36 protein-coding genes are annotated in these 19,573 nt (G+C 69.1%); 22 read left to right on the top strand and 14 right to left on the bottom strand.

The genetic code is table 11. From position 1 onward, the window contains the following. Positions 1 to 214: 214 nt before the first annotated feature. The 13 genes from COA17_RS11260 to COA17_RS11195 all read right to left on the bottom strand — a co-directional run bounded on the left by COA17_RS11260 (position 215) and on the right by COA17_RS11195 (position 6,660). Positions 215 to 526 (bottom strand): hypothetical protein, encoded by a 312-nt coding sequence (locus COA17_RS11260; RefSeq protein ID WP_096612502.1) that lies wholly within the window; start codon positions 524 to 526, stop codon positions 215 to 217. After that, on the bottom strand, positions 523 to 2,565 hold the full coding sequence (locus tag COA17_RS11255; protein WP_245857757.1) for a ParB/RepB/Spo0J family partition protein: 2,043 nt from the start codon (positions 2,563 to 2,565) through the stop codon (positions 523 to 525). The genes COA17_RS11260 and COA17_RS11255 overlap by 4 nt, the downstream gene beginning before the upstream one ends. 97 nt (positions 2,566 to 2,662) lie before the next feature. Further along, on the bottom strand, positions 2,663 to 3,031 hold the full coding sequence (locus COA17_RS11245; RefSeq protein WP_096612496.1) for a helix-turn-helix domain-containing protein: 369 nt from the start codon (positions 3,029 to 3,031) through the stop codon (positions 2,663 to 2,665). After that, positions 3,028 to 3,339: a hypothetical protein gene (locus COA17_RS11240; RefSeq protein ID WP_096612494.1), complete on the bottom strand. Its 312-nt coding sequence runs from the start codon at positions 3,337 to 3,339 to the stop codon at positions 3,028 to 3,030. Before COA17_RS11240 ends, COA17_RS11245 begins: the two co-directional genes overlap by 4 nt. After that, complete coding sequence (locus tag COA17_RS11235) at positions 3,339 to 3,767, bottom strand: hypothetical protein (RefSeq protein ID WP_096612492.1); 429 nt, start codon at positions 3,765 to 3,767, stop codon at positions 3,339 to 3,341. Before COA17_RS11235 ends, COA17_RS11240 begins: the two co-directional genes overlap by 1 nt. After that, on the bottom strand, positions 3,764 to 4,090 hold the full coding sequence (locus tag COA17_RS11230) for a hypothetical protein (RefSeq protein WP_096612490.1): 327 nt from the start codon (positions 4,088 to 4,090) through the stop codon (positions 3,764 to 3,766). Before COA17_RS11230 ends, COA17_RS11235 begins: the two co-directional genes overlap by 4 nt. Before the next feature lie 121 nt (positions 4,091 to 4,211). Further along, a complete protein-coding gene (locus tag COA17_RS11225) occupies positions 4,212 to 4,718 on the bottom strand; it encodes a hypothetical protein (protein ID WP_096612488.1) in 507 nt (168 codons plus the stop codon). Next, the gene (locus COA17_RS11220) at positions 4,715 to 4,930 is read right to left on the bottom strand and encodes a hypothetical protein (RefSeq protein ID WP_096612486.1); all 216 of its coding nucleotides are present in this window, start codon (positions 4,928 to 4,930) and stop codon (positions 4,715 to 4,717) included. Before COA17_RS11220 ends, COA17_RS11225 begins: the two co-directional genes overlap by 4 nt. Then, the gene (locus tag COA17_RS11215) at positions 4,927 to 5,109 is read right to left on the bottom strand and encodes a hypothetical protein (RefSeq protein WP_096612484.1); all 183 of its coding nucleotides are present in this window, start codon (positions 5,107 to 5,109) and stop codon (positions 4,927 to 4,929) included. Before COA17_RS11215 ends, COA17_RS11220 begins: the two co-directional genes overlap by 4 nt. After that, the gene (locus tag COA17_RS11210; RefSeq protein WP_096612482.1) at positions 5,109 to 5,444 is read right to left on the bottom strand and encodes a hypothetical protein; all 336 of its coding nucleotides are present in this window, start codon (positions 5,442 to 5,444) and stop codon (positions 5,109 to 5,111) included. Before COA17_RS11210 ends, COA17_RS11215 begins: the two co-directional genes overlap by 1 nt. Further along, entirely contained in the window at positions 5,444 to 5,827 is a 384-nt protein-coding gene (locus COA17_RS11205; protein WP_141397082.1) for a helix-turn-helix domain-containing protein, read from the bottom strand. The genes COA17_RS11210 and COA17_RS11205 overlap by 1 nt, the downstream gene beginning before the upstream one ends. Continuing rightward, entirely contained in the window at positions 5,824 to 6,060 is a 237-nt protein-coding gene (locus COA17_RS11200; RefSeq protein WP_096612478.1) for a hypothetical protein, read from the bottom strand. Before COA17_RS11200 ends, COA17_RS11205 begins: the two co-directional genes overlap by 4 nt. A 93-nt stretch (positions 6,061 to 6,153) precedes the next feature. Next, positions 6,154 to 6,660: a hypothetical protein gene (locus tag COA17_RS11195; RefSeq protein WP_096612476.1), complete on the bottom strand. Its 507-nt coding sequence runs from the start codon at positions 6,658 to 6,660 to the stop codon at positions 6,154 to 6,156. 255 nt (positions 6,661 to 6,915) lie between these two features. On the opposite strand from COA17_RS11195, the gene COA17_RS11190 reads away from it, so the two are divergent. Next, the gene (locus COA17_RS11190; protein ID WP_096612474.1) at positions 6,916 to 7,218 is read left to right on the top strand and encodes a hypothetical protein; all 303 of its coding nucleotides are present in this window, start codon (positions 6,916 to 6,918) and stop codon (positions 7,216 to 7,218) included. A 135-nt stretch (positions 7,219 to 7,353) separates the two neighbouring features. Here the strand turns inward: COA17_RS11190 and COA17_RS11185 are convergent, their stop codons facing one another. Next, positions 7,354 to 7,626 (bottom strand): YdaS family helix-turn-helix protein, encoded by a 273-nt coding sequence (locus COA17_RS11185; protein WP_245857707.1) that lies wholly within the window; start codon positions 7,624 to 7,626, stop codon positions 7,354 to 7,356. A 118-nt stretch (positions 7,627 to 7,744) separates the two neighbouring features. Here COA17_RS11185 and COA17_RS18820 point away from each other — a divergent pair, with 118 nt between their 5' ends. The 21 genes from COA17_RS18820 (at position 7,745) to COA17_RS11090 (ending at position 19,570) form a co-directional block, all read left to right on the top strand. After that, a complete protein-coding gene (locus COA17_RS18820; protein ID WP_245857756.1) occupies positions 7,745 to 8,074 on the top strand; it encodes a helix-turn-helix domain-containing protein in 330 nt (109 codons plus the stop codon). Next, positions 8,071 to 8,556 (top strand): hypothetical protein, encoded by a 486-nt coding sequence (locus tag COA17_RS18815; protein ID WP_141397080.1) that lies wholly within the window; start codon positions 8,071 to 8,073, stop codon positions 8,554 to 8,556. The genes COA17_RS18820 and COA17_RS18815 overlap by 4 nt, the downstream gene beginning before the upstream one ends. Before the next feature lie 171 nt (positions 8,557 to 8,727). After that, positions 8,728 to 9,132 carry an SHOCT domain-containing protein gene (locus tag COA17_RS11175; protein WP_245857704.1) on the top strand — a complete coding sequence of 135 codons (405 nt, stop codon included), beginning with the start codon at positions 8,728 to 8,730 and terminating at the stop codon, positions 9,130 to 9,132. Next, positions 9,129 to 9,467 carry a hypothetical protein gene (locus COA17_RS11170; RefSeq protein ID WP_096612468.1) on the top strand — a complete coding sequence of 113 codons (339 nt, stop codon included), beginning with the start codon at positions 9,129 to 9,131 and terminating at the stop codon, positions 9,465 to 9,467. The genes COA17_RS11175 and COA17_RS11170 overlap by 4 nt, the downstream gene beginning before the upstream one ends. Positions 9,468 to 9,491: 24 nt before the next feature. Further along, the gene (locus tag COA17_RS11165) at positions 9,492 to 9,707 is read left to right on the top strand and encodes a hypothetical protein (RefSeq protein ID WP_096612466.1); all 216 of its coding nucleotides are present in this window, start codon (positions 9,492 to 9,494) and stop codon (positions 9,705 to 9,707) included. Then, a complete protein-coding gene (locus COA17_RS11160) occupies positions 9,704 to 10,255 on the top strand; it encodes a hypothetical protein (RefSeq protein ID WP_096612464.1) in 552 nt (183 codons plus the stop codon). Before COA17_RS11165 ends, COA17_RS11160 begins: the two co-directional genes overlap by 4 nt. Positions 10,256 to 10,263: 8 nt before the next feature. Continuing rightward, positions 10,264 to 10,692, top strand: a complete 429-nt coding sequence (locus COA17_RS11155; protein WP_096612462.1) for a thermonuclease family protein — start codon at positions 10,264 to 10,266, stop codon at positions 10,690 to 10,692. A gap of 13 nt (positions 10,693 to 10,705) precedes the next feature. After that, entirely contained in the window at positions 10,706 to 11,359 is a 654-nt protein-coding gene (locus COA17_RS11150; protein WP_096612460.1) for an SOS response-associated peptidase family protein, read from the top strand. 39 nt (positions 11,360 to 11,398) lie between these two features. Next, on the top strand, positions 11,399 to 11,683 hold the full coding sequence (locus tag COA17_RS20085) for a hypothetical protein (protein WP_096612458.1): 285 nt from the start codon (positions 11,399 to 11,401) through the stop codon (positions 11,681 to 11,683). A 65-nt stretch (positions 11,684 to 11,748) separates the two neighbouring features. Beyond that, positions 11,749 to 12,078, top strand: coding sequence for a type II toxin-antitoxin system RelE/ParE family toxin (locus COA17_RS11140; RefSeq protein ID WP_096612456.1), 330 nt, complete (start codon positions 11,749 to 11,751; stop codon positions 12,076 to 12,078). Between the two features lie 29 nt (positions 12,079 to 12,107). Beyond that, a complete protein-coding gene (locus COA17_RS11135; protein WP_096612454.1) occupies positions 12,108 to 12,389 on the top strand; it encodes a helix-turn-helix domain-containing protein in 282 nt (93 codons plus the stop codon). Positions 12,390 to 12,561: 172 nt separating this feature from the next. Beyond that, entirely contained in the window at positions 12,562 to 12,933 is a 372-nt protein-coding gene (locus COA17_RS11130) for a LexA family protein (RefSeq protein WP_176484879.1), read from the top strand. Positions 12,934 to 12,948: 15 nt separating this feature from the next. Then, positions 12,949 to 13,566 (top strand): hypothetical protein, encoded by a 618-nt coding sequence (locus COA17_RS11125; RefSeq protein ID WP_096612450.1) that lies wholly within the window; start codon positions 12,949 to 12,951, stop codon positions 13,564 to 13,566. 135 nt (positions 13,567 to 13,701) lie between these two features. Further along, positions 13,702 to 13,995 carry a hypothetical protein gene (locus COA17_RS11120; RefSeq protein ID WP_096612448.1) on the top strand — a complete coding sequence of 98 codons (294 nt, stop codon included), beginning with the start codon at positions 13,702 to 13,704 and terminating at the stop codon, positions 13,993 to 13,995. Then, on the top strand, positions 13,992 to 14,123 hold the full coding sequence (locus COA17_RS20080) for a hypothetical protein (protein WP_281253319.1): 132 nt from the start codon (positions 13,992 to 13,994) through the stop codon (positions 14,121 to 14,123). The genes COA17_RS11120 and COA17_RS20080 overlap by 4 nt, the downstream gene beginning before the upstream one ends. Further along, positions 14,120 to 14,758: a DUF3164 family protein gene (locus COA17_RS11115; RefSeq protein ID WP_096612446.1), complete on the top strand. Its 639-nt coding sequence runs from the start codon at positions 14,120 to 14,122 to the stop codon at positions 14,756 to 14,758. The genes COA17_RS20080 and COA17_RS11115 overlap by 4 nt, the downstream gene beginning before the upstream one ends. An 11-nt stretch (positions 14,759 to 14,769) precedes the next feature. Further along, positions 14,770 to 15,237 (top strand): Gp49 family protein, encoded by a 468-nt coding sequence (locus COA17_RS11110; RefSeq protein WP_096612444.1) that lies wholly within the window; start codon positions 14,770 to 14,772, stop codon positions 15,235 to 15,237. Positions 15,238 to 15,395: 158 nt separating this feature from the next. Beyond that, positions 15,396 to 16,019 carry a hypothetical protein gene (locus COA17_RS19910; RefSeq protein WP_245857701.1) on the top strand — a complete coding sequence of 208 codons (624 nt, stop codon included), beginning with the start codon at positions 15,396 to 15,398 and terminating at the stop codon, positions 16,017 to 16,019. Beyond that, the gene (locus COA17_RS11100; RefSeq protein ID WP_245857752.1) at positions 15,931 to 17,868 is read left to right on the top strand and encodes a phage terminase large subunit family protein; all 1,938 of its coding nucleotides are present in this window, start codon (positions 15,931 to 15,933) and stop codon (positions 17,866 to 17,868) included. Before COA17_RS19910 ends, COA17_RS11100 begins: the two co-directional genes overlap by 89 nt. Continuing rightward, complete coding sequence (locus tag COA17_RS11095) at positions 17,868 to 18,080, top strand: phage head-tail joining protein (RefSeq protein ID WP_096612438.1); 213 nt, start codon at positions 17,868 to 17,870, stop codon at positions 18,078 to 18,080. The genes COA17_RS11100 and COA17_RS11095 overlap by 1 nt, the downstream gene beginning before the upstream one ends. Next, positions 18,062 to 19,570 (top strand): phage portal protein, encoded by a 1,509-nt coding sequence (locus COA17_RS11090; RefSeq protein ID WP_245857699.1) that lies wholly within the window; start codon positions 18,062 to 18,064, stop codon positions 19,568 to 19,570. Before COA17_RS11095 ends, COA17_RS11090 begins: the two co-directional genes overlap by 19 nt. Positions 19,571 to 19,573 lie beyond the last annotated feature (3 nt).

The raw sequence follows: 19,573 nt of genomic DNA, 5'->3' as shown, positions 1-19,573 counted from the left end.
GCGGACGCGAGATCGATGAGCGGTGGACGCACCCGGGGTGGCTGGCTGGCTGGCTGGCTGGCTGGCTGGCTGGCTGGCTGGCTGGCTGGCTGGCTGGCTGGCTGGCTGGCTGGCTGGCTGGCTGGCATGTTCGGTGCCGGGCGGGCGTCAAGCGCCAGTCGGCGTCGGACTGTGCGGGGAAGCTGTCGCCACGCGAGGCGGGCGCGGAGCGGCATCATTGCGCCACCGCCTTCTTGGTTTCCATGGCCCGCAACGCGTCGAGGTAGGTCGGCTTCAGCGCGCCGACCATCTGCCGGAGCGAGTCCGCAAATTCGTCGTAGGTGGGGTCAGGATCCAAGCCCTCCTTGCGCAGCTGCAGGCCCGCAAGCACGGCGCCGGCCGACACGCCCGCGGCCAGCTTGTTCAGCAGGTAGAGTTGATCGTGGCTGTCGAGGACGGCGGATGCGATCCGCATTTCGCGGTTGAGCAGATCCTGCATCGCGGCAGAGATCTTGCGGCCGAGATCATCGATCACGTGGTCGTTCATTCCGCGGCCTCCTTCAGCTCGGCGCCGGCGGGCGCGTCGGGGGCAGTGAAGCGCAGCAGCGGGTGGATCCAGCTGGCGCCTTTGCTGCCGTCGCGGGTGAGCGCGGCGACGACGGCGGTGGTGAGATCGGCCGACTTCAGCTTCGGCCAGTTCGCCGCGGTGGCGCGGTCGACGAAGGGGTCCGCGAGCGCCGCGCGCTGGTCCTTGGGAAAGAAATCCACGAAGTCGACGCTCGGCGCCCACCAGCGGCGGCGGACCTGGTCGTCGCGATCGGCGCCGACGTGGTGCGCGACGACGTCGTGGATCGGCATCTGATAGCCGTCGGCCGCGAGGCTGCGCTCCAGCGCCATGCCGGCGACGAGCGCCGCGGTGACCCGCTTCATCACCTCGTCCGCGGCGCGGTACAGCGAGTATCCTCGCGCAACGTCCGGCTCCGTGAACCACCTTTGCCGGGTAATGAGCGCGATCGCGTCCCCCAGCGCGCGGTGCGCCGGCATGTCCTTGGTCATGCCGCGCGCCAGCTCCTGCGCGTCGAAGGACACCCCGACGTCGTGCGGCGTGCTGATCGCGTGCATGCCCACGTTCGCCGGCCGGCGGATGTCGAGGAGCATCCGCGCCTGGGCGAAGACGAGATAGTCCAGGCCCTCGGCCCCGCCCGCCTCCGCGTCGGCGACCAGCGCGGCGCGCAGGATCGCCTTGCGCATGGCGCGGAGCGCGAAGGTGGCGTCCTGGCTCAACCCCTCCTCGCGGCGGATCGCGGCGTCGGCGCGCGGCTTGGCCTGGTACGGGTCGGCGATCGCGTTGCCGATCGGGCCGGTCGAGACCGGCGTGGCCTCCTTCGGTTTGTCCTTGCCGAATTTCGCCTTCCGGCTCTCCCACCAGTAGGAGACGACCGGCTCGCCGGCGCCATCGATGTCGATGTGGGCCACCACCCCGTCACCCACTTTCAGGTGCGCGCCCTGCTTCTGCGGGGTGACGGCGAGGACGGAGTCGACCAGCCCGCCGTGCTTCGGTGGCTCAGCGATGAAGCGCAGGTCGGGCCGGTTGCAGGTGGCGCGCACCTGGTCGCGAACCGTCGCCAGTTTCTCCTCGACCAGCTTTTCCAGCAGCCCTTCATCGACGACGCGCCCGCGATCGTCGGCCGTCTCCGCGAACAGGTCGAGTTCGTACCGACCGCCGGCGGCGCGATAGATCGCCTCGCCGACGAACATCAGGTGCCGGCGGCTGGTGGCGTCGCCGATCTTCAGCGCGGCGCGGATCTGGCGCGCCGGCGCGAATCGACCCAAGCGGTCGAACACCGCTTCCTGGAGCGCGTTGTCCTCGGTGGCGGCGTAGGCGCGGGCCTGGTCGATATCGATCTGCTTGGCCACGAAGGCGTCGAAGACCGGCTTCGCCAGCCGGCCGAGGCGGATCCATTTCGCGACGCGCGCCTCGTCCGGCTGGCCGAGCGCCTGCGTGATCTGCGCGACGTCGTGGCCGAGCGCGGCCGCGCGCGCGACGCCGGCGAACAGCTCGTGATCCTCCATGTCGACGCGCGGCAGGTTTTCGGTGATCGACATCTCGATCAGCTCGGCGTCCGAATAGCCGACGTGGTCGATGACCTCGACCGGCGCGTCCGCGGCCATGTCGCCGCGCTCGATCAGCCGCCCGATCGCATAGTAGCGGCGCCGGCCGGCGAAGGCGCCCCACGTCCCCTTCGACCCGCGCATCTGGTGCACCTCGATCGGGACGCGCAGGCCCTGCTGGAGGATCAGCTCCTCGAGCGCCGACGTGTCTTCCTGCTCGCGCGGCGTGCGGCGGACGTTGAGCGGGCTGAGGCGGATCTGATCGAGCGTCAGCTGCTTACGGATCTTCTGCTTCGTGCTAGTCACGGTCGGGTCTCCGGCTTGCGTGGATGCGCACCGGCGGTGACGGCCGCCGGCGTGCTGGTGATGGGGACGGGAGTCGGCTCCGGACGGCTCCCCGAACCGTCCGGGGTGAAGTCGGCGCAGCTGGCACTGCGGTCCGCGACCGCGATCGGGGCGCCCGGCGTGCCCCACCAAGCGCGTGCCGCCGCGCTGACGTCGCTGGTCAGGCGCTGTTCGCACCCCTGCGTTGCGCAGGCCGCGGTGCAGAAGGTGCGGTCGCGGAAGCAGATCATGACACCTGCCAGCCGAGCCGCTCGACGATGGTCGACCACGCTGCCTTCACCTCACGGGTCGACACGCCGCGCACGCGCGCGATCGACGCGAAGGACGAGGCGCCGCGGGAAATATCCTCGGCCACCTGATCGGCGAGCGTGACGGGCGGGTCGAGGTCGGGGCGGCGGCCAGGCTGGACAGGGTTCGCCCGCGCCGGCGGCACGCGCGGGTCGCCGGCGGCGCGCAGGCGCGACAGCCGCGCGATGGCGGCGCTGCGCGAGACGCCCAGCTCGTCGCCGATCTGCTGGCCGGTCCAGCCCTGACGCGCGCGCTCGGCAAGCCGCTCGACCATCGCCGGGGTCCATTTGACGCGCGTGACCCTCATCCGCGCGCCGCGGCCGGGAGCGCGCCGAGGCGCTGGACGTGGAGGATCTCCAGCGCCTCGTCGAGCGTGGCAAGCGCCTGGTCGTGGCCCTCGACCGACCAGGTGCGCACCGACGTGCCGGCGAGGTCGCCGTTGCGCTTCGTCCGCTTGTAGCTGGTGTCGGCGTAGCGCAGACCGATCGGGCGTCCGTCGCGACGGTCGAGGACGCGGCGCTGGAGCAGGTGGCGGTCGCCCATGTTGGCGTGGAACACCAGCTGAGTGGCGGCGTGCTGCGCGATCCAGTCGCGGTCGATGCGCTCGATCGGCATCAGCGCGGCACGCCCAGATGATCGCGCAGGTGCTGGTTCAGTTCGCGGGTCAGCCCCGCGTTCCAGAACGGGTTTTCCCAGTCGACCGGCTTCACGATCCGGGGTTCGTACTGGTACTCGATGATGAACGGGCGGGGCTTTTCGCGCGTGAAGTGCCAGCCAGCCAGCAGATCGCCCAGCGTCGTGCCCTGCTCAGGCCGCGCGAAGCGATCGAGGGCGAAGATCATCTCGCGCGGCTGTTCCTTCGCCCAGTGGGCGAGCATGTACCGGTACGCCGCGTCCGGCGGGACGACGAGCGCCATGATCGTCAGTGCGCCGGTTGCGTCGACGACGAAGGCGTTCGGGATGCCGAAGCCGTCCTCGCCGATGGTGCGGCAAGCCCAGTCGTGGAGCAGGTCGGGCAGCGGCTGCGGGGGCGCGTCGGTCACCGCTCCTTCCCCACGCCGAGGATGACACCGGCAACCTCCGCGCACATCCGGTCGGCCATCGTCTCGCAGGCGATGGTCAGCGCGGTTTCGGGGTCGATGCGCTTGGTGGCGATGAGCCGGCCGGTCAGCTGCAGGCCGACGAAGCCACCGAGGCTGGCGATGATCGACAGCGCGTCGTTCTCGCGCTCGGCCGGGTTGCCCGGCAGCGCGGCGACCTGCGCGAAGGCCGAGTCGAGTTCCGGCTTCAGGCGATCGATGAGCGCCTGACCGATCGCGGCTGCGTCGTCGGGCATCGGGCTGGTGCGCGGGCGCTGATCGGTCATCGCGCGCGCCCCGTCCGGAGGGGGTGGGTCGATCCCTGGGAGGATCGGGGTCGGACACCGCGCAGTGGTCGTTTCCACGCGCCGGCAAAACCGCGGGGGAAAAAGTCGGGCTGGTTCACCGTCAGTTCCTCCTCAGCGACGGGGCGGCGTGAGCCGTTGGCTCGCCTCGATCGAGGCGACCAGCGTCGTCGATCGCGTTCCGCAGCAGCTGGATTTGCGCGGCGGCCTCGGCGCGATCGAGGATTGCTATTGCCGCCACGTCACTGGTCGGCCGCGACAGCACGATCGCCGCGAAATTCCCCTCGGCCAGCCGGATCGTGTGGATCGCGGAATTGGTCATGACGACCGAGCGCTTCTCCCCGCCCTCGTGAACCGGCGCCATCATGGTCGGCGGGACAGTGCGATCGCGGTTGCTGAGCGGAGCGATCGCTGCCGCGCGGCGTTCGACGACGTCGATCACCCGCGACAGATCGTCCGCGGTCATGACAAAGTCCTGGGCGCCGGGTGTCTGCTCGCCTTCCGGGTTGCGCACGATGACGGTGACCCGTGCCCCCTCCCGAAACAGCGCGGCAATCGCGTCCATGTGGCGCGCGACCTCGGCCTGCACCTGAGCCAGCCGATCGGTCACGATGCCAGCCCGATCAGCGCGGCGAGGTGGTGGGTGCCGCGGATGAGGTCCGCGGCGAGGCACAGCGCCAGGCCGACCCCGAATCCTGCGAGGCACTGCCACGCGGTGGTGTTCGCGGCGGCGGCGACGGTGGCGGCGGCGCGGTCGTAATCGTCGTCATCGATGCCGACCGGGTCGGCGGCGGACCATGCGTCGGGTTGCTGGTGGATCACGGGCGGTTCTCCCGGTTGACGAGGTGGCGGAGGACGGTGAGCAGCGCGGCGCCGGCGATCGGGCCGGCGAGCCACGCGATCGCCGGGCGACCGGCGAGCGCGGCGAACAGCGCGGTGGCTGCGAGGACGGTGCCGATCGTCAGCAGCTGGCCGACGCCGAGTTCAGGCGCGCGGCGCATCAGGCCGCGCCCCGCGGTGGCGCGCCGGCCAGCGCGCCCATGATCGTCGCCAGACGCGCTTCGGCGGCTTCGGCCCGGGCGAGCGCGGCTTCGTGGTCGACGATAGCCGCCAGTCGTGATGCAACCTCATCCAGGAGGTCGGCGGTCGGCACGGAGGACAGGTCGACCAGCGCGGTGGCGGCCGGGGCCGTGATCGCTTCCTCGATCAGCGAACGCGCTGCGGCGCCGAGCGAACACTGGCGCAGCGCGGCGCGTGCAGTGATCGCCTCGAGCAGCTCGCCGCGCGCACAGACGCCGACGTTGCGGAAGTCGGGACCGGGTTTCGGATTGGCCATCACCAGGTCACCTCGGTTCCGGGCGGCGGGCCGTGCTTCTCGCAGACCGGACAAAGGTCCGGCCGGGACCAGAGCGCATGGCTCGGGATCACCTGCCACGGCGTGATGGCGCAGTGCGCGCAGAGTTGCGGTACGCGCTCACCGATGCCCAAGCGGATGGCGTCAAGCGCGGCGAGCGCCTGCGCGTCGATCGGGACGATGTGGCCGATCGCGGCGATCGTGCCGAAGGTGGCGGGCACGACGTCGGCCTCGATCTGGCGGATCCAGTTCGCGCGCTCGTCGAGGCCAAGGCGGGGCCAGCTGTGGATGCGGCCCGCCACGTCCTCGACTGTCAGGTGTTCGGACAGGCGCCGGCGGCGCAGGTATTCGCCGGGGGTCATCACCGCGCCATTCCTTGGGCGGCGGTCCCGCGGGCGGCTGGCGGCGGGTCGATGATATCATAGGGCGCGGCCAGCGCGGCGGTGACCATGTCCATCGCGGCGTTGTGGAGCGCACGGGCGCGGGCGAGGTGGCGGCGCGCGGCCACCGATGGCGCGTCCGCCTCGCAGGCGCGGATCGCCCGTTCGTTGGCGAGGAGCGAGGCGCGGATGGAGATCAGCGTGTTGCGGTAGGACATCGGGCGCGCTTTCGAGCGGGACGCAAAAGACCGCTCCCGGAAGCGTGCGCGATCGGGGCGGCAGGTTCGACGATCAAGGGAGCGATCGGCGGGTCAGCTGGTGTCGGGCGGATCCGGCGCGGCGGCGTGCATCCAGTGATCGCCGCCATCGACGCCGAGCGCGTCGGCCGCGGCGATCATCGACTTGGCGACGGCGATCGCCTCAAGCCCTTCCTTGCGGAGCGCGGCGACGTCGGCCGCGCCCGCGTCGGGCAGGCTGGCGGCGATCGCTGCGGCGGTGAATTCGCCGGCTTCCTTCGCGAACGAGGCAGCGCTGGCGGCAAGCGCGATCTGATCGCCGTAGCGATTCTGCCGCGCGGTCTTCAGCCGAAGGTTGAGGGTGTCGAGGAACGGCATCCCTTCGCCGCCGGCGTCGATGTAGGCGAGGTCGAGCGCCTCGGCCGCAGCGATCGGGATCGTCCGGTCGACGTCGGGATCGCCCCAGTCCTGGAACGTGCGGACCGCGACACCGACGATATGCGCGGCGCGCTTCACGCCCAGGCGGCCGGCGACGCGCGCCTGCGCGTCCTCATAGGTGAGAGGCGCCCGCTCCTTCGTCACGCCGCGCGATCCGTGGTGGAGCGCGGCGGACAGACGGTGCGCGCGCGGGCAGACCGGCGCGATGACGACGTATGACCTTCGGAGGACAGGGCCGCTGGCCAGCAATTACCGGTCGGCTGCGCGCCCTGCCCTCGCCCGGCGTTCGCGTGGATTCCGCAAGTCACGCGAAGAGCGTCACCTTCGGGGGCCGCGCTGGACGCGCGACCCCGCCCGGCTATCGTGGAGTTTCCTAGACCACCACGAAGGACGAAATCGATGGGAGACGACCGTTCGGCGGCGCAGCGCAGCCGCGCGACCGCGATTGTGCATGGCGCGATGCTGGAAGCGCTGTGGAGCGAATTGCTCGGCCGGTACGACGAGCCGCTGGAAGAGGCGGCGGCGTTCGCCAAGAGAGTGCTGTCCGCGGTGCGCGCGGCGGTGGCGGACGTCGCCGCCAGCGACGGCCGGACGCTGGAAGCGCTGGCGATCGCCGAGGGCGCGCAGATGTGGGAGCGCATCATGCGCGGCCTCGCAGCAGATGAGGGGCCGCTTCCCATTCACCTGCCAGGAAGCGAGTGATCGCATCCCAGCGGATCGTGCGCCCGCGACGTTCGGCTTCCTGACGGGCACGGGCGGCAGCAAGCGCGGGCGCGATGATCCGCGCATGGACGCGACGGCGAGCGCGATGCGCGGCGGCGCGGGCGAGCGCGCGCGTCATCGTGCCGGTTCCAGGTCGGTGGCGCCAGCGGCAGGCGCCTCGCGCGGGTACAGGTCGGGGCGGAGGTCGTGACGGCTGATGCCGGTGGCGGCCTCGACGGCGAGGACGTGTTCGGCCGGGAGCGGCTTGGCCCGAGCGATCCAGCGCCAGACAGAGGGCTGAGCTACGCCCAGAAGACGGGCGGTAGCACCCTGCCCACCGATGATCCTGACCGCGCTCGCGAGCGCGTCTGCCAATTCGGCATTCTGCACTGGTGAGGTGGCCGCCACGATTCGACTCCAATAGGCATCCCTATTGGCCTCTCGTAAGGCAAACCGAAGTCGCAAGCAATAGGCACGCCTATTATTGGTACCAACCGTGATTATCGGCTCGCGTGTCCTTGAGAGAATGAACGCGTGCAACCTGTCGCAGGCTGCGCTCGCGCGGAGCGTCCAGCTGTCTCAGCCAACTATTCATGGCTTGATCCATTCCAACAAGATTGGTTCGAAGCACATCCATCGGATCGCTCGCGTTCTGCGGACGACACCCGCTTATTTGATGGGTGAAACCGACGATCCCGGTACCGACGCCGTGCAGCCGCTGCTCAATCCGGATGAAGAGCGCTGGCTCAGTTATTGGCGTTCGCTCAATGTCGATGAGCGCGACGCGCTCGTCCGCGTTGCTCGACTGCTGATCGGTGAGCGTGGCCCCAGCACACCGGTCGCGCGCGCGGCATGAACGTTGCGCTGTCGCGGCAGAACGCAGTGTCGGGCGCTATAGGCCGTTTCATCCGCTATCTCGCGGTTCCTACGATGATTTGCGTGGCAGCGCCGGCGCTCGCTGCGGTTCCCATCGCGATCAAATGCGAAGGACAGTGGGAAAAAACGGATGAGGTCACGAGAAAAACGTCCTCGTCGAGAGACGTTCGAATATACATCATTGATGAGGAGGGTTCTCAGGTTTCGTACTGGAACGACGCCTTCGGCCGATCCTTTTCCCTTTGCGAAACGTTTGGGCACGCGTGCAAATTCAATTTCTTCCCCAATATGATAATGTCGGACACGACGTCTGAGGGTAGCGATACACTCCACGTTATAATCGACCGCGTCGCCGGGACGTACTTCGAAATGGGAAGTTCGATTCTGGGATCTCACAAGTTCAAGGGCGTTTGCAGCCCGACCGCCATGCCATCAGTCGATGTCGCCAAACGAAAATTCTGAGGATCAGCAGAAGGCGCTGCGTCTGATTGCGCGCGGGCTTATGGCCGTCGCGCCGGCGACCGGCCGGCTCGAAGATCGACGACAGAATTTTGGGATGCCGGATCAGGTGTGATCGCGGCGATGGGGGAGTTGAAGATGCAAGCGCCAGAGGGGGAGTTGAAGGGGAGCGGCGTGACCGTCTGGGTCGAGGGCGACGCCATCCTCATCAAATATTCTGTGATGTATTATGGCTTCCTCGGCACGAAGCGGGTGCCGGTCGAAAACATCAAAGCAATCACTTGGAATGAGCCGGGCGTGTGGATTGCTGGCTGGCTTGAACTCTCCATCCTTGGTGAGAAGGCACCGAACCCCAACGCCAGCCCGAACGTGCAGAATCAGAACCGGCTGAAATTCGGCGATGCCGATCGTGACCGCTTCGCCGCCCTGAAGGACTGGATCGAGAGCAAGATGGTCCGGCCCGAGGCCGTGGCCGGATCGTCGGTCGCCGACGAAATCGAGAAGCTCGCGAACTTGCGAGACCGCGGCATACTTTCCGAGGCTGAATTCGCCACGCAGAAGGCGAGATTGCTGGCATGATCGGAGAGGTTCTGATCGGGGTCGGCCTGACGGTGTTGGGCGGCCTGTGCTTCCTGCTGTGGAACACCGACGGTTCATTGGATTTCCTGGCCGGGGTCATCGCGGCGATCGCGTTCGTCGTGGCAATCGCGATCTTCGCGCACGACCTCGCGCTGGCGGGTGCCGCAGCAGATCTGCCGATGCTGCGTGGCGAACTTCACGGCGCAGTGCGGAACCAAATCCGTTCGCGCGAGATCGGCGGACTTCCGGCTATCCTCCTGCTGGGTGTGGCGGTGTTTTCCTGCTGCCTTCCGCCGATCATGATGGTAGCCCGACGTTCCAGGCTCAAATCCTGACGCCAGCCGGGTTATGGAAACGCGATGTTCGACCAGCATGATGCACCCACGGACCTCCGCCGCCATGAGATCGCCCTCGCGCTGTTCAGCGGGATATTTCTTCTCACCGCGATGACGATCGTCGCTGCAGTCGTGATCAGTGACGAACTCAACAGGCTGTACGCGATCTCGGATCGTATCGAGCAGAAGCTGGATATTCTCGCGGATCGACGCCCGGCGCAGGCGGCGCCGAAGACATGATTCCGCTGCTGATCGGAATGCTGCTAGCCGTTGCGTCGTTCTGGCTGCCGCGTGACGCCATCGATCCGACGGCGCGGGCACTGATCCCCGCGATCGCGTTGCTGGCGACCGGCATTTTCCCGTGCATGAGTCTGGCCGTCGGCACGATGAAGGGCGAGCATCGGGCGCCGAAACAGGTGGATGAACTCTACGGCCAGCTTCGTTCCGTCATGCAGGTGCTGGTCGCATCCTTTGCCCTTGCGGCACTGGCGATCGCCCTGATCGTCGGGTTGGTGGGTTGCGTTGCGCAACACCACCCGACGCCGTGGGTGCTCCGAGGTGAGCGAGTGCTCCTCGCGACAATCTGCATCGTCCTCGCAATCCTGGCCGGTCGCGTGCTCGCGATCGAGAGGGCGTTCTTCGCGCTGCTGGACGTCAATCGCCGCCACGCATTGCTGGTCGCCCGATCGAAGACCCAGGGATCGCGCGACGAAACGCTCGGGCGATGGAAGCAGGACCGCTTCACACCCGACTCGCTGGATCACGCGAACACGTTGGAAGACGCGTAGCTCCTCGCATGATCGGGCTGGCCTTGATGATCGCCACTCTGCCGGCTGGCATCAACTTCACCTGCCGGCCGGTCACCGTGTGGGACGGTGACGGGCCGATCCGGTGCGCCGGCGGTGCGAAGGTCCGGCTGCGCGGAATCGCCGCGCGCGAGATCGACGGAACGTGCCGGCCGCGCCAGCCGTGCCCGCGCGCGAGCGGCGTCAGCGCGCGCGACCGGCTGGTGCGGCTGCTGGGCGGAGCGCGCGGGGTGACGCGCGACGGGCATGTCCTGGTCGAAGGACCGGATCTGCGCTGCCGATCGTTCGGGGCGGATGATTATCTGCGCGTCGTGGCCGCGTGCCGGCTGCCCGACGGTCGCGAGCTGGGGTGCGAGCAGGTCCGCGCGCGGGTGGCGCTGCGCTGGGCGCGGTACGGCGGCGCCAAGGTGTGCCGCTAAAAGGAGACGGACGATGTGCAATCGCTTCCACCAGTCCGAGAAGGCCGTCGCGGCGGCGCGCGAGGCGCTGGGCGCGGCGATCGACGTCGACCTCGATGCGCCGCCCCCGCGGCAGATCTTCCCGACCGGCAAGAAGACCGCGCGTCACGGGCGGGTGTTCGTGCGCGCGGTCGACGGCAACCGACCGCTGCTGGAGCAGGCGATGGAATGGGGCTTCCCGACGCAAATCCGTGGCGCCAGCGGGAAGATGCTGGACCGCTACGTCACCAACGCCCGCAACCTGTCGTCGTCGTTCTGGCGCCCGTCGCTGATCCACCCGGAGCAGCGGTGTCTCGTCCCATTTTCGTGGTTCGCCGAGCCGGACCCGGCTGGCGGCAAAGGCGATGACGGCTTGCCCGCGCAGGTTTGGTTCGCGGTGAAGGATCAGCCGTTCGGGCTGTTCGCGGGCCTGTGGCGCGACACCGAGCGCGGGCCGGCGTTCGCCTTTGCGACGACCGAGCCGAATGCGGTGGTGGCCCCGATCCATCCCAAGGCGATGCCTGCGATCGTCGCGATCGAGGATGCTTCGGCCTGGCTGGAGGCGCCGGCCGACGAGGCGGCGGTGCTGGTGCGGCCGTGGGCTGGCGAGTTGCTGGTCCAGCGGGCGACCCCGGCGCTGGACGGATAGGACTGGCGAATCACGTTTTGTTCCGGTTACGCCGGACGGATGGCGTCCGCGTTCGACCGCAAGAAAATCTGGCTGGCGTGCGCGGTGCTGCGCCGCGCGGCCTGGTACTCGACGGAGCGGCGGACATGGGGGCCGGCGGAGCGCCTGGCGCTGCGCACGCTGGTGCCGTTCGCCGACCTGCGTCGGCTGACGCAAGCGGCCGAGGCGCTGGCCGCTGAGCCGCGGCTGTGGAGCCACGCGCGGTTGCGGGTCGATCAGCTGATCGAGGAACTGCAGGCGGCGGGGTTGCTCGACGCGCCGCCCGGGATCGACGAGCCGGGTTAGGTCGGGATACGTAATTCACGTACTTTTCGCTTGCATGAACTACGTAATTCACGTACCAAGCTGCCATGCACACGGTCATCGAAACCCCCGCCTACATCGCCGCCGCGCACGACGCCGGCATGTCCGCCGATGAAATGGCGGCGGTGGTGTCGATCATCGCGGCCGATCCGCGTGCCGGCGCGATCATGCCGGGATGCGGCGGGGCGCGGAAGCTGCGGGTGCGAAAGCCCGGCACCGGCAAGTCGGGAGGCTACCGTGTCATCACTTATTACGGTGGTGACGAGGTTCCCGTCTTCCTCCTGACCGTGTTCGGCAAGGGCGAGAAGGACAATCTGACCAAGGGCGAGCGCAACGGGCTGGCCCAATTGACCAAAATCCTCGCCGACACCCTGTGAGGTGCAGGCGAGGTTACAGGAGACCGATCATGAAGAGCGCATATGACAAGATCGCGGCGGGGCTGAACGACGCCATCGCCTATGCCGGCGGTGACGAGAGCCGCGGCCGGGTGGCGAACGTCGACGTCGCGAGCATCCGCGCCGCCACGGGAAAGACGCAGCCGGAATTCGCCAGCGCCTACGGCTTTTCGATCCGCACGGTGCAGGAATGGGAACAGGGGCGCAGCCAGCCGAACGGCGGATCGGCAACGCTGCTGAAGATGATCGCGGCCGACCGGGCCGGCGTGGAGGCGATCCTGGCACGCATCTGAGCGGGTATCATGCGGGTATCCCGCCCGCCCTGCCCCGATCGTCACGCCGGGAATGCGCCGTTTTTCGTCATCGCGGCGGAGGGCGTCTCCGCCGCGGTTCGTCCTGCCGATGTGGCATTTCGTCGTCGGTCGCACTATGTTCCGCATCGGGGGATTTCGCATCGGGATGGCCGTGGCGCCACACACACCACCAGTCGCGATCGCGGTGCCGGCGGCGCCAAGCCGCAAGCAGCAGGCGCTCGCCGTCATCGTCGCTCACATCCGGCGGACGGGGCACAGCCCGTCGATCGGCGAGATCGCGGCGGCGCTGGGCGTCAGCCTGACGCGCGCCAAGGCGCTGGTCCATCAACTGGCCGTCGACAAGTCGATCGAGCGCGCGGCCGGCGCGCAGCGGGCGATCACCGTGCCGGGGCTGTTCGAGCAGCTCGTCCTGGAGAAATTGCGCAGCGAGGGCTGGGTGGTCGATCGCGATGCGCTGGTCCCGTTCCCACAAGGTCAGCTGCCGCTCGTCGCCGTCCTGGAGCATATCCCCGATCCTGATTGATCCGGGGGTTACAGCATGTTCACGACATCCGAGCGCGAGGCGCAGCGCGTCGCGCACCTGGTCCTCGACGCACCGCGGCCGGCGCCTGCGATCCCGCGCAAGCCCAAGGGCGTCTCCAAGCAGGAGTGGAAGGCGCAGAAGGAGATCCTGCGCGAGCGCGGCAAGCGGCTGGCGCCCGGCATCGAGGAGCGGGTCGCGTTGCGCGAGGAATGGCGCGGCAAGGCGGGCACGCCGGAGACGCTGGAATTCGCCGTGCGGTCGGCGCGGCGCGAGGGCGCGCTGGCGCGGCTGCACGCGACCGGCGCGATCGACGCGCACCAGCTGGCGGCGGCCGAGCGGATCGCGACCGCACACGCGCAGACCGTCGCCGATGTCGCCGTGCGGACCGCGAAGCTGGAGCCGCGCAGCACGGGCGGCGGGCCGGACGCCGCCTCGGCCGAGCGGATCGGCCGCGTGATCCTGGAGCGCCAGTACACCGCCTGGCGCGGGGCCGTGGCGCCGCACGCGGCGATGCTCCTGGCGATCATCGTCGACGACATGGGCGTGACCGTCGCCGCGCGGCGCTGGCGCCTGTCCAATCGCCGGGCGCGCGGGATCCTCGTCGCGGCGCTGGATCGGTGGGGCCGGGGGTGACCTTTGGGGCAGTGCCCACAAGGTCACGTCGAAAAGCGGTCACGCAACCGGCACAAACGACCCCGCCACAGCTGCGCCCGGCGCCCGCTGCCCCACCCCCGGGGGCCGCGGGCGTCGCCGTTTCGGGGAGGCCACATGCCGCACGCGATGCTTAATCCTCCCCGCCAGCTTGGTCGCACGGCCCGTGCCGCAACGCCGCGTGCGACCAGCCAGCCGCGCCCGACCGTAGCCGATCAGCTCGAACGCCTCACATCGCGGTTCGACCAGCTGACCTACCGGGCGCGGCTGGCCCCGCTTTCCCAGCGCGATTACGACGCGCTCGAAGAGGCGGCGCAGCTGCTGGCCTCCGACCTGCGCGCGGTGTTCCGGGGCCGGAGCGTACCGCGCAATCCGCCGCTGCTCATCACCGAAGAAGGCGGCCTCTGGTGATCGACCTCGACGCGCTGCACCGGATCGCCAACGCCGGTCACCCGGATAGCGCGCTGGTCGGGGTGCCGGTCAGCATGATCCGCGAGATCGAGCGGCGGTTGCGCCGCCGCGAAAGGAAGCGCGCATGACCGACCGTCAGCACCCCCGGGCGATCGACGTCGGTGGGTCACCCTACCTGCGCGACGCCAAGGGCGCGCTGGTGCCGCTGTCGACCGTGAAGGCCGCCGACCTCCTGATGGACGAGACGGTCGACCGCGTGTTGACCGAGGCGGCCCGCATCTCCGCCGTGATCCGGGAGTTCAAGGCCGGCACCTTCGACCATATCGCCGGCTTCCAGGCGCTGGTGGCGCAGGACTATGGCGCCTCGGTCGGCGGCAAGAAGGGCAACGTCACCCTCACCACGTTCGACGGGTGCCGCAAGGTGATGCTGCAGGTCGCCGACCTGGTGGAGTTCGGCCCCGAGCTGCAGGCGGCGAAGGCGCTGATCGACGAATGCCTGTCGGAGTGGGCGGCGGGCAGCGGCGCCGAGTTGCGGGCGCTGGTCACCCGGGCGTTCTCGGTCGAGAAGCAGGGGCAGATCAACCGGACCGAGCTGTTCATGCTCCTGCGCGTTGAGATCGCCGACGCGCGCTGGCAGCGGGCCATGGACGCGATCCGCGACAGCATCCGCGTGATCGGGTCGCGCAGCTACCTGCGGTTCTACGAGCGCGACACGCCGGCGGCCGCCTGGCGGGCGGTGTCGATAGACATCGCCGCTGTCTAAGGGAGATCTTCATGACCACCAGTAGTCTGGCCGCCACGGAGGCGGAGTGTGCCGAGGGGCGCACGGCTCCGCGTGTTTCCCTCTCGGACATCGAGGCGAACATCGCCCACGTTGTCGGCTTTACGGCGGCGGCGGTCGCGGAGATCCCGTCTGAGCGACGCCGCGGTACGTTGCTGCAGGACACGCCCGCCAGCCACGACGTGCTAACGATCGTCATCGTCACCCTCCGCAATGGCTATACGATCATCGGAAAGTCGGCGCCGGCGTCGGCCGCCAACTTCGACGCCGAGCTTGGCCACAAGCTCGCTTACGAGGATGCGGTGCGTCAGGTCTGGCCGCTGATGGGCTATGAGTTGCGGCAGCAGCTCCACTACCGCGCCCTGCTGGATCGTCCCCAGGCCGGCGTCAACGCCGACTTGACGCCGATCGCAGGCGAGGTGCCCTCGGTCGACCCGGCTGTCGTCACCGCCGCCCCCTGACCCCCCGCCCCCCCGGGGGGTGTGGCGCCGAGGCAACACACCACCCCCCCCACCCGATGGGTCCTCCCGGCCGAGGGCCGTATGCGGGGGGCGATGGCGCGGCTTCGCGCTAGGTGTGGGGAAAATCTGCACTTCATCATCATGGGGGGCGAAAACCCATGGATCTGGCGGGTTACAGGCCGACGCTGAGTGAAGTGGCGGGCCTGTTCGGCAAGTCCAGCCGCTGGATTTCGGATCTGCGCGCGAAAGGCGAGCTGCCCGGCGACGGCGCGACGCTGGCGGAGTTTGTCGCGGCCTGGACGAGCATCACGGCGGCGCCGGCCGGAAAGCTGAAGCCGATCGACGCGGCGAAGGCGCGGCGGGAGGCGGCGAAAGCCGAGCGGGAGGAGATACTGACCGCGCAGCTGAAGAACGAGCTGCTGCCGCGCACGCTGGTCACCGCGGCGGTGCAGTCCGCCTTCGCCCGGGTTCGCTCCCGGCTCCTGTCGATCGCCAGCAAGGTCGCGCCGCGCGTCGTCGCGATGGCCTCCGCGGTCGAGATCGAGGAGACGATCACGGAGCTTGTGCATGAAGCGCTTGCCGAGCTTGCCGCGACCCAGATCGGGGTTGAAGAAGCGGGCGCTGGCGGCGGCGATGGCGCTGCACCTGGTGGCGAGCCAGCCGATTGCGGCGGCGGCGGCGAGCTGGTGGCCGGTGCTGACGCCCCCGCCGCGGCTGCTGCCGAGCCAGTGGGCGGATCAGAAGAGGTTCCTCAGCGCCGAGGCAAGCGCCGAACCGGGTAGATGGGATACCTCCCGCGCGGAATTCCAGCGCGGGATCATGGACGCCGGCGCGGACCCGCTGGTCGAAGAGGTCATCGTCATCAAGTCCGCCCAGGTCGGGTGGACCGAGATCATCAACAACCTGGTCGGTTATTACATCGACCAGGATCCGTCGCCGATCCTCGTCCTTCAGCCGACGCTGGAGATGGCGGAGACGTGGTCGAAGGATCGGCTCGCGCCTATGGTGCGCGATACGCCGTGCCTGGCCGCGAAGCTTTCGACGGCGAAGGCGCGGGACAGTGGCAACACGGTCCTGCACAAGACGTTCGCCGGTGGCCGGCTGACGATCGCCGGGGCGAACAGCCCGTCGTCGCTGGCATCGCGGCCGATCCGCATCGTCATCGCCGACGAGCTGGGCCGATATCCGGCATCGGCCGGGACCGAGGGTGATCCGCTCAGCCTCGCGTACAAGCGGACGAACAATTTCTGGAACCGGCGGCGCTTCGCCGGTTCGACGCCCGGGATCGCGGGCAGCTGCGCCGTCGAGGCGAAGTGGGAGCTGTCCGACAAGCGGCGGTTCTTCGTGCCGTGCCACTCGTGCGGCACCGTGCAGGTGCTGACGTGGTCACAGGTCAGGTGGGAGAAGACCAAGGCCGGCACGCACCGGCCCGACACCGCGCATTACCGTTGCGCGCACTGCGACGCCAAGTGGACCGACGCCGATCGGCACCGTGCGGTCCGCCTGGGCGAGTGGCGCGCGACCGCGCCGTTCACCGGGATCGCGGGCTTCCACATCTGGGAGGCTTATTCGCCGTGGGTGAAGCTGTCGCAGACGGTGAAGGACTTCCTCGAGAAGCGCGGCAACCCGGAAACGTACAAGACCTGGGTCAACACCGCGCTGGGCGAAACGTGGGTCGAAAAGGGCGAAGCGCCCGACTGGCAGCGGCTGTACGACCGGCGGGAGACCAGCATGGCGATCGGCACCCCGCCCGAATGGGCCGGTCTGCTGGTCGGGTCGTGCGACGTCCAGCGCGGCGGCGGTGGCCGTATCGAGATGGACGTCTGGGCGTTCGGCCCGCGCCGGCAGCGCGCGCTCGTCGAGCATGTCGAGGTGGAAGGATCGATCGCCGATCCCGCGACCTGGGCGAAGCTGGACGAGCAGGTCGCACGCGAATGGATTTCCGCGGACGGGCGGCCGATGCGCCTGACGCGGGTCGGCGTCGACAGCGGCGACGGCGAGAACACCATGTACGTCTACGCCTGGTGCCGGCGCCATGCCGGGCTGGCGATGGCGCTGAAGGGACGGGAATCGCTCAGCGCCGCGCAGCCGATCACCGGCCCGACGTGGATGGACGTCACGATCAATGGCCGGAAGCTCCCGCGCGGCGTGCGCAAGTGGGACATCGGCACGTCAATGCTGAAGACCGAGCTGTACGGCGACCTGTCGCTGGAACGGCCGGTCGACGGCGAGCCGTATCCCGACGGCTATGTCTTCCTGCCGGATGGCACCGGCGATGAATGGATCAAGCAGCTGGTCGCCGAGTATCTGGCGGTCACCCGGAACAAGCGCACCGGCAGGCTGAAGCGCGAATGGCAGCAGAGCCGGCCGCGCAACGAGGCGCTGGACAACGCCGTCTACGCCCGCGCGGTCGCGATCAGCCTGGGCGTCGATCGGTGGAGCGACGCGCGATGGGCGCAGCAGCGCGGCGCCGATCGGCGCCGGGTACCTGAAGCCGCGCCCGCCACGACCGCTCAGGTACCTGCGTCAACGCGCCCGGCGGCGCCGAAGCCGGCGCAGGCCAGATCGAAGCCGAAGATCAATCCGCTGACCGGCAAACCCCGGGGCAGCCATTTGGGAGGGCGGCGCTGATGGCGTTCACGCAGACCGACCTCGACACGATCCGCGCGGCGATCGCGAGCGGCATCATGAAGGTCCGCTACGCCGACGGCCGCGAGATCGCGTACCAGTCGGCCGAGGCGATGCTGAAGGCCGAACAGCGCATCATGGATGCGTTGGCGACCGGCGCCGGCGGCGGGCCGCGATCGCGCCGGCGGACGCCGGCGTGGCGGAACGGCTGCTGATGGGCTGGCTCGGTGATCTCTACCGGCGAGCGGCGCCTGTCCAGGCGGCGGCGCGCGCGGAGGCGCTGCTCCGGCTGGAGAAAGCGGAGACGCAGCGATCGGCGCTGCGCGGTATCCGCGCGCAGTACGATGGGGCGAGCCATTCGCGCCGGACGCAGGGTTGGCGGCGAACCGGACGCGACGCCAATTACGAGCTTCAGGGCGCCGCGGCGGTTCTGGCACAGACCGCGCGCGACATGGTGCGCAACAACCCGTATGCCGAGCGGGCGGTCAGCGCGATCTCGACTGACATTGTCGGCACCGGCATCACCTTTCAGGTGCTGCGCAATGGCGCGCCGGATGCCGAGTTGACCGCGCTGGCGCGCGAGCATCTAGAAAGCACGGCGTGCGATGCCGACGGACGCCAGAACATCTACGGCCTTCAGCTGCAGGCGGCGCGGACGGTCGTGGAGAGCGGGGCCGTGCTGGCGCGCAATCGCGCGCGCTTCGCCCGCGACGGCCTGCCCGTTCCGTTCCAAATCCAGATGCTGGAGCCGGACTATCTCGATGCCACGCGCAACGGGGTGTTCGATGCCGGCATGTATGTTTCGGGCATCCAGTTCGACCGGATCGGCAACCGGGAGGCATACTGGCTGTTCCCGCAGCACCCCGGATCGGTGGCACTTCGCAGCCCGACCTCGAACCCGATCCCGGCGCGCGATATCGTACATGTCTTCCGGGCCGATCGGCCGGGCCAGCAGCATGGCGCCAGCTGGTTCGCACCAGTCATCCTGCCGATGCAGGATTTCCGCGACTATCAGGATGCGCAGTTGCTGCGACAGAAGGTGGCATCCAGCTGGGCGGTGTTCCGCATCGGCTCCCCAGAGAGCCTGGACGATGCGGCCGACGAGGCCGAGCGCGCCGATTTCATCGAGCCGGGCCTGATCGAAGATCTGCCCTACGGGACCGACATCAAGTTCGCGAACCCGCCTGGCGTCGAGGGCTATGCTGAGTTCTCGAAGATCTCGGTTCGCACGTTCGCGACCGGCATGAACCTGCCCTACGATATCTTCGGCGACCTCGAGGGCGTGAATTACTCGTCCGGCCGGATGGGGCGGATCCAGTACAACCGCCAGCTCGACAGCTGGACGTGGAACATGCTGATCCCGCAGTTCTGCGAGCCGATCGGCGCCTGGTTCTTCCGTGCCGCGCAGCTGATGGGTCGCGACACGACCGGCTGCACGATGCTCTGGACCCCGCCGGCGCGGCCGATGCTGGACCTTTCGACCGAGGGGCCGGCGCTCCGCGACCTCGTCCGCTCCGGCCTGATGGACCCCGAGACCGCGATCCGCGAACGCGGGGAGGATCCCGACACGGTGCTTGCTGCCTGGGCGCGGTTTGCGGCGAAGGCCGATGCGCTCGGCCTCGTCTTCGATTGCGACCCCCGAAAGGTCACGCAGGTCGGCAATGCGATGCAGCCGACCGCCGGCACTCAGCCCAAGAAGGACTGACCG

It is taken from the genome of Sphingomonas ginsenosidimutans (assembly GCF_002374835.1).
Lineage (GTDB): Bacteria > Pseudomonadota > Alphaproteobacteria > Sphingomonadales > Sphingomonadaceae > Sphingomonas > Sphingomonas ginsenosidimutans.
This window is presented reverse-complemented; position numbering and strand designations above follow the sequence as displayed.

What these genes read in the sequence shown, in the direction of transcription:
- COA17_RS11260 (WP_096612502.1), bottom strand. Translation starts at nt 526, where the DNA reads ATGAACGACCACGTGATCGATGATCTCGGCCGCAAGATCTCTGCCGCG.
- COA17_RS11245 (WP_096612496.1), bottom strand. Translation starts at nt 3,031, where the DNA reads ATGAGGGTCACGCGCGTCAAATGGACCCCGGCGATGGTCGAGCGGCTT.
- COA17_RS11240 (WP_096612494.1), bottom strand. Translation starts at nt 3,339, where the DNA reads ATGCCGATCGAGCGCATCGACCGCGACTGGATCGCGCAGCACGCCGCC.
- COA17_RS11230 (WP_096612490.1), bottom strand. Translation starts at nt 4,090, where the DNA reads ATGACCGATCAGCGCCCGCGCACCAGCCCGATGCCCGACGACGCAGCC.
- COA17_RS11215 (WP_096612484.1), bottom strand. Translation starts at nt 5,109, where the DNA reads ATGCGCCGCGCGCCTGAACTCGGCGTCGGCCAGCTGCTGACGATCGGC.
- COA17_RS11210 (WP_096612482.1), bottom strand. Translation starts at nt 5,444, where the DNA reads ATGGCCAATCCGAAACCCGGTCCCGACTTCCGCAACGTCGGCGTCTGT.
- COA17_RS11200 (WP_096612478.1), bottom strand. Translation starts at nt 6,060, where the DNA reads ATGTCCTACCGCAACACGCTGATCTCCATCCGCGCCTCGCTCCTCGCC.
- COA17_RS11190 (WP_096612474.1), top strand. Translation starts at nt 6,916, where the DNA reads ATGGGAGACGACCGTTCGGCGGCGCAGCGCAGCCGCGCGACCGCGATT.
- COA17_RS18820 (WP_245857756.1), top strand. Translation starts at nt 7,745, where the DNA reads ATGAACGCGTGCAACCTGTCGCAGGCTGCGCTCGCGCGGAGCGTCCAG.
- COA17_RS18815 (WP_141397080.1), top strand. Translation starts at nt 8,071, where the DNA reads ATGAACGTTGCGCTGTCGCGGCAGAACGCAGTGTCGGGCGCTATAGGC.
- COA17_RS11170 (WP_096612468.1), top strand. Translation starts at nt 9,129, where the DNA reads ATGATCGGAGAGGTTCTGATCGGGGTCGGCCTGACGGTGTTGGGCGGC.
- COA17_RS11165 (WP_096612466.1), top strand. Translation starts at nt 9,492, where the DNA reads ATGTTCGACCAGCATGATGCACCCACGGACCTCCGCCGCCATGAGATC.
- COA17_RS11160 (WP_096612464.1), top strand. Translation starts at nt 9,704, where the DNA reads ATGATTCCGCTGCTGATCGGAATGCTGCTAGCCGTTGCGTCGTTCTGG.
- COA17_RS11155 (WP_096612462.1), top strand. Translation starts at nt 10,264, where the DNA reads ATGATCGGGCTGGCCTTGATGATCGCCACTCTGCCGGCTGGCATCAAC.
- COA17_RS11150 (WP_096612460.1), top strand. Translation starts at nt 10,706, where the DNA reads ATGTGCAATCGCTTCCACCAGTCCGAGAAGGCCGTCGCGGCGGCGCGC.
- COA17_RS20085 (WP_096612458.1), top strand. Translation starts at nt 11,399, where the DNA reads ATGGCGTCCGCGTTCGACCGCAAGAAAATCTGGCTGGCGTGCGCGGTG.
- COA17_RS11140 (WP_096612456.1), top strand. Translation starts at nt 11,749, where the DNA reads ATGCACACGGTCATCGAAACCCCCGCCTACATCGCCGCCGCGCACGAC.
- COA17_RS11135 (WP_096612454.1), top strand. Translation starts at nt 12,108, where the DNA reads ATGAAGAGCGCATATGACAAGATCGCGGCGGGGCTGAACGACGCCATC.
- COA17_RS11125 (WP_096612450.1), top strand. Translation starts at nt 12,949, where the DNA reads ATGTTCACGACATCCGAGCGCGAGGCGCAGCGCGTCGCGCACCTGGTC.
- COA17_RS11120 (WP_096612448.1), top strand. Translation starts at nt 13,702, where the DNA reads ATGCCGCACGCGATGCTTAATCCTCCCCGCCAGCTTGGTCGCACGGCC.
- COA17_RS11115 (WP_096612446.1), top strand. Translation starts at nt 14,120, where the DNA reads ATGACCGACCGTCAGCACCCCCGGGCGATCGACGTCGGTGGGTCACCC.
- COA17_RS11110 (WP_096612444.1), top strand. Translation starts at nt 14,770, where the DNA reads ATGACCACCAGTAGTCTGGCCGCCACGGAGGCGGAGTGTGCCGAGGGG.
- COA17_RS19910 (WP_245857701.1), top strand. Translation starts at nt 15,396, where the DNA reads ATGGATCTGGCGGGTTACAGGCCGACGCTGAGTGAAGTGGCGGGCCTG.
- COA17_RS11095 (WP_096612438.1), top strand. Translation starts at nt 17,868, where the DNA reads ATGGCGTTCACGCAGACCGACCTCGACACGATCCGCGCGGCGATCGCG.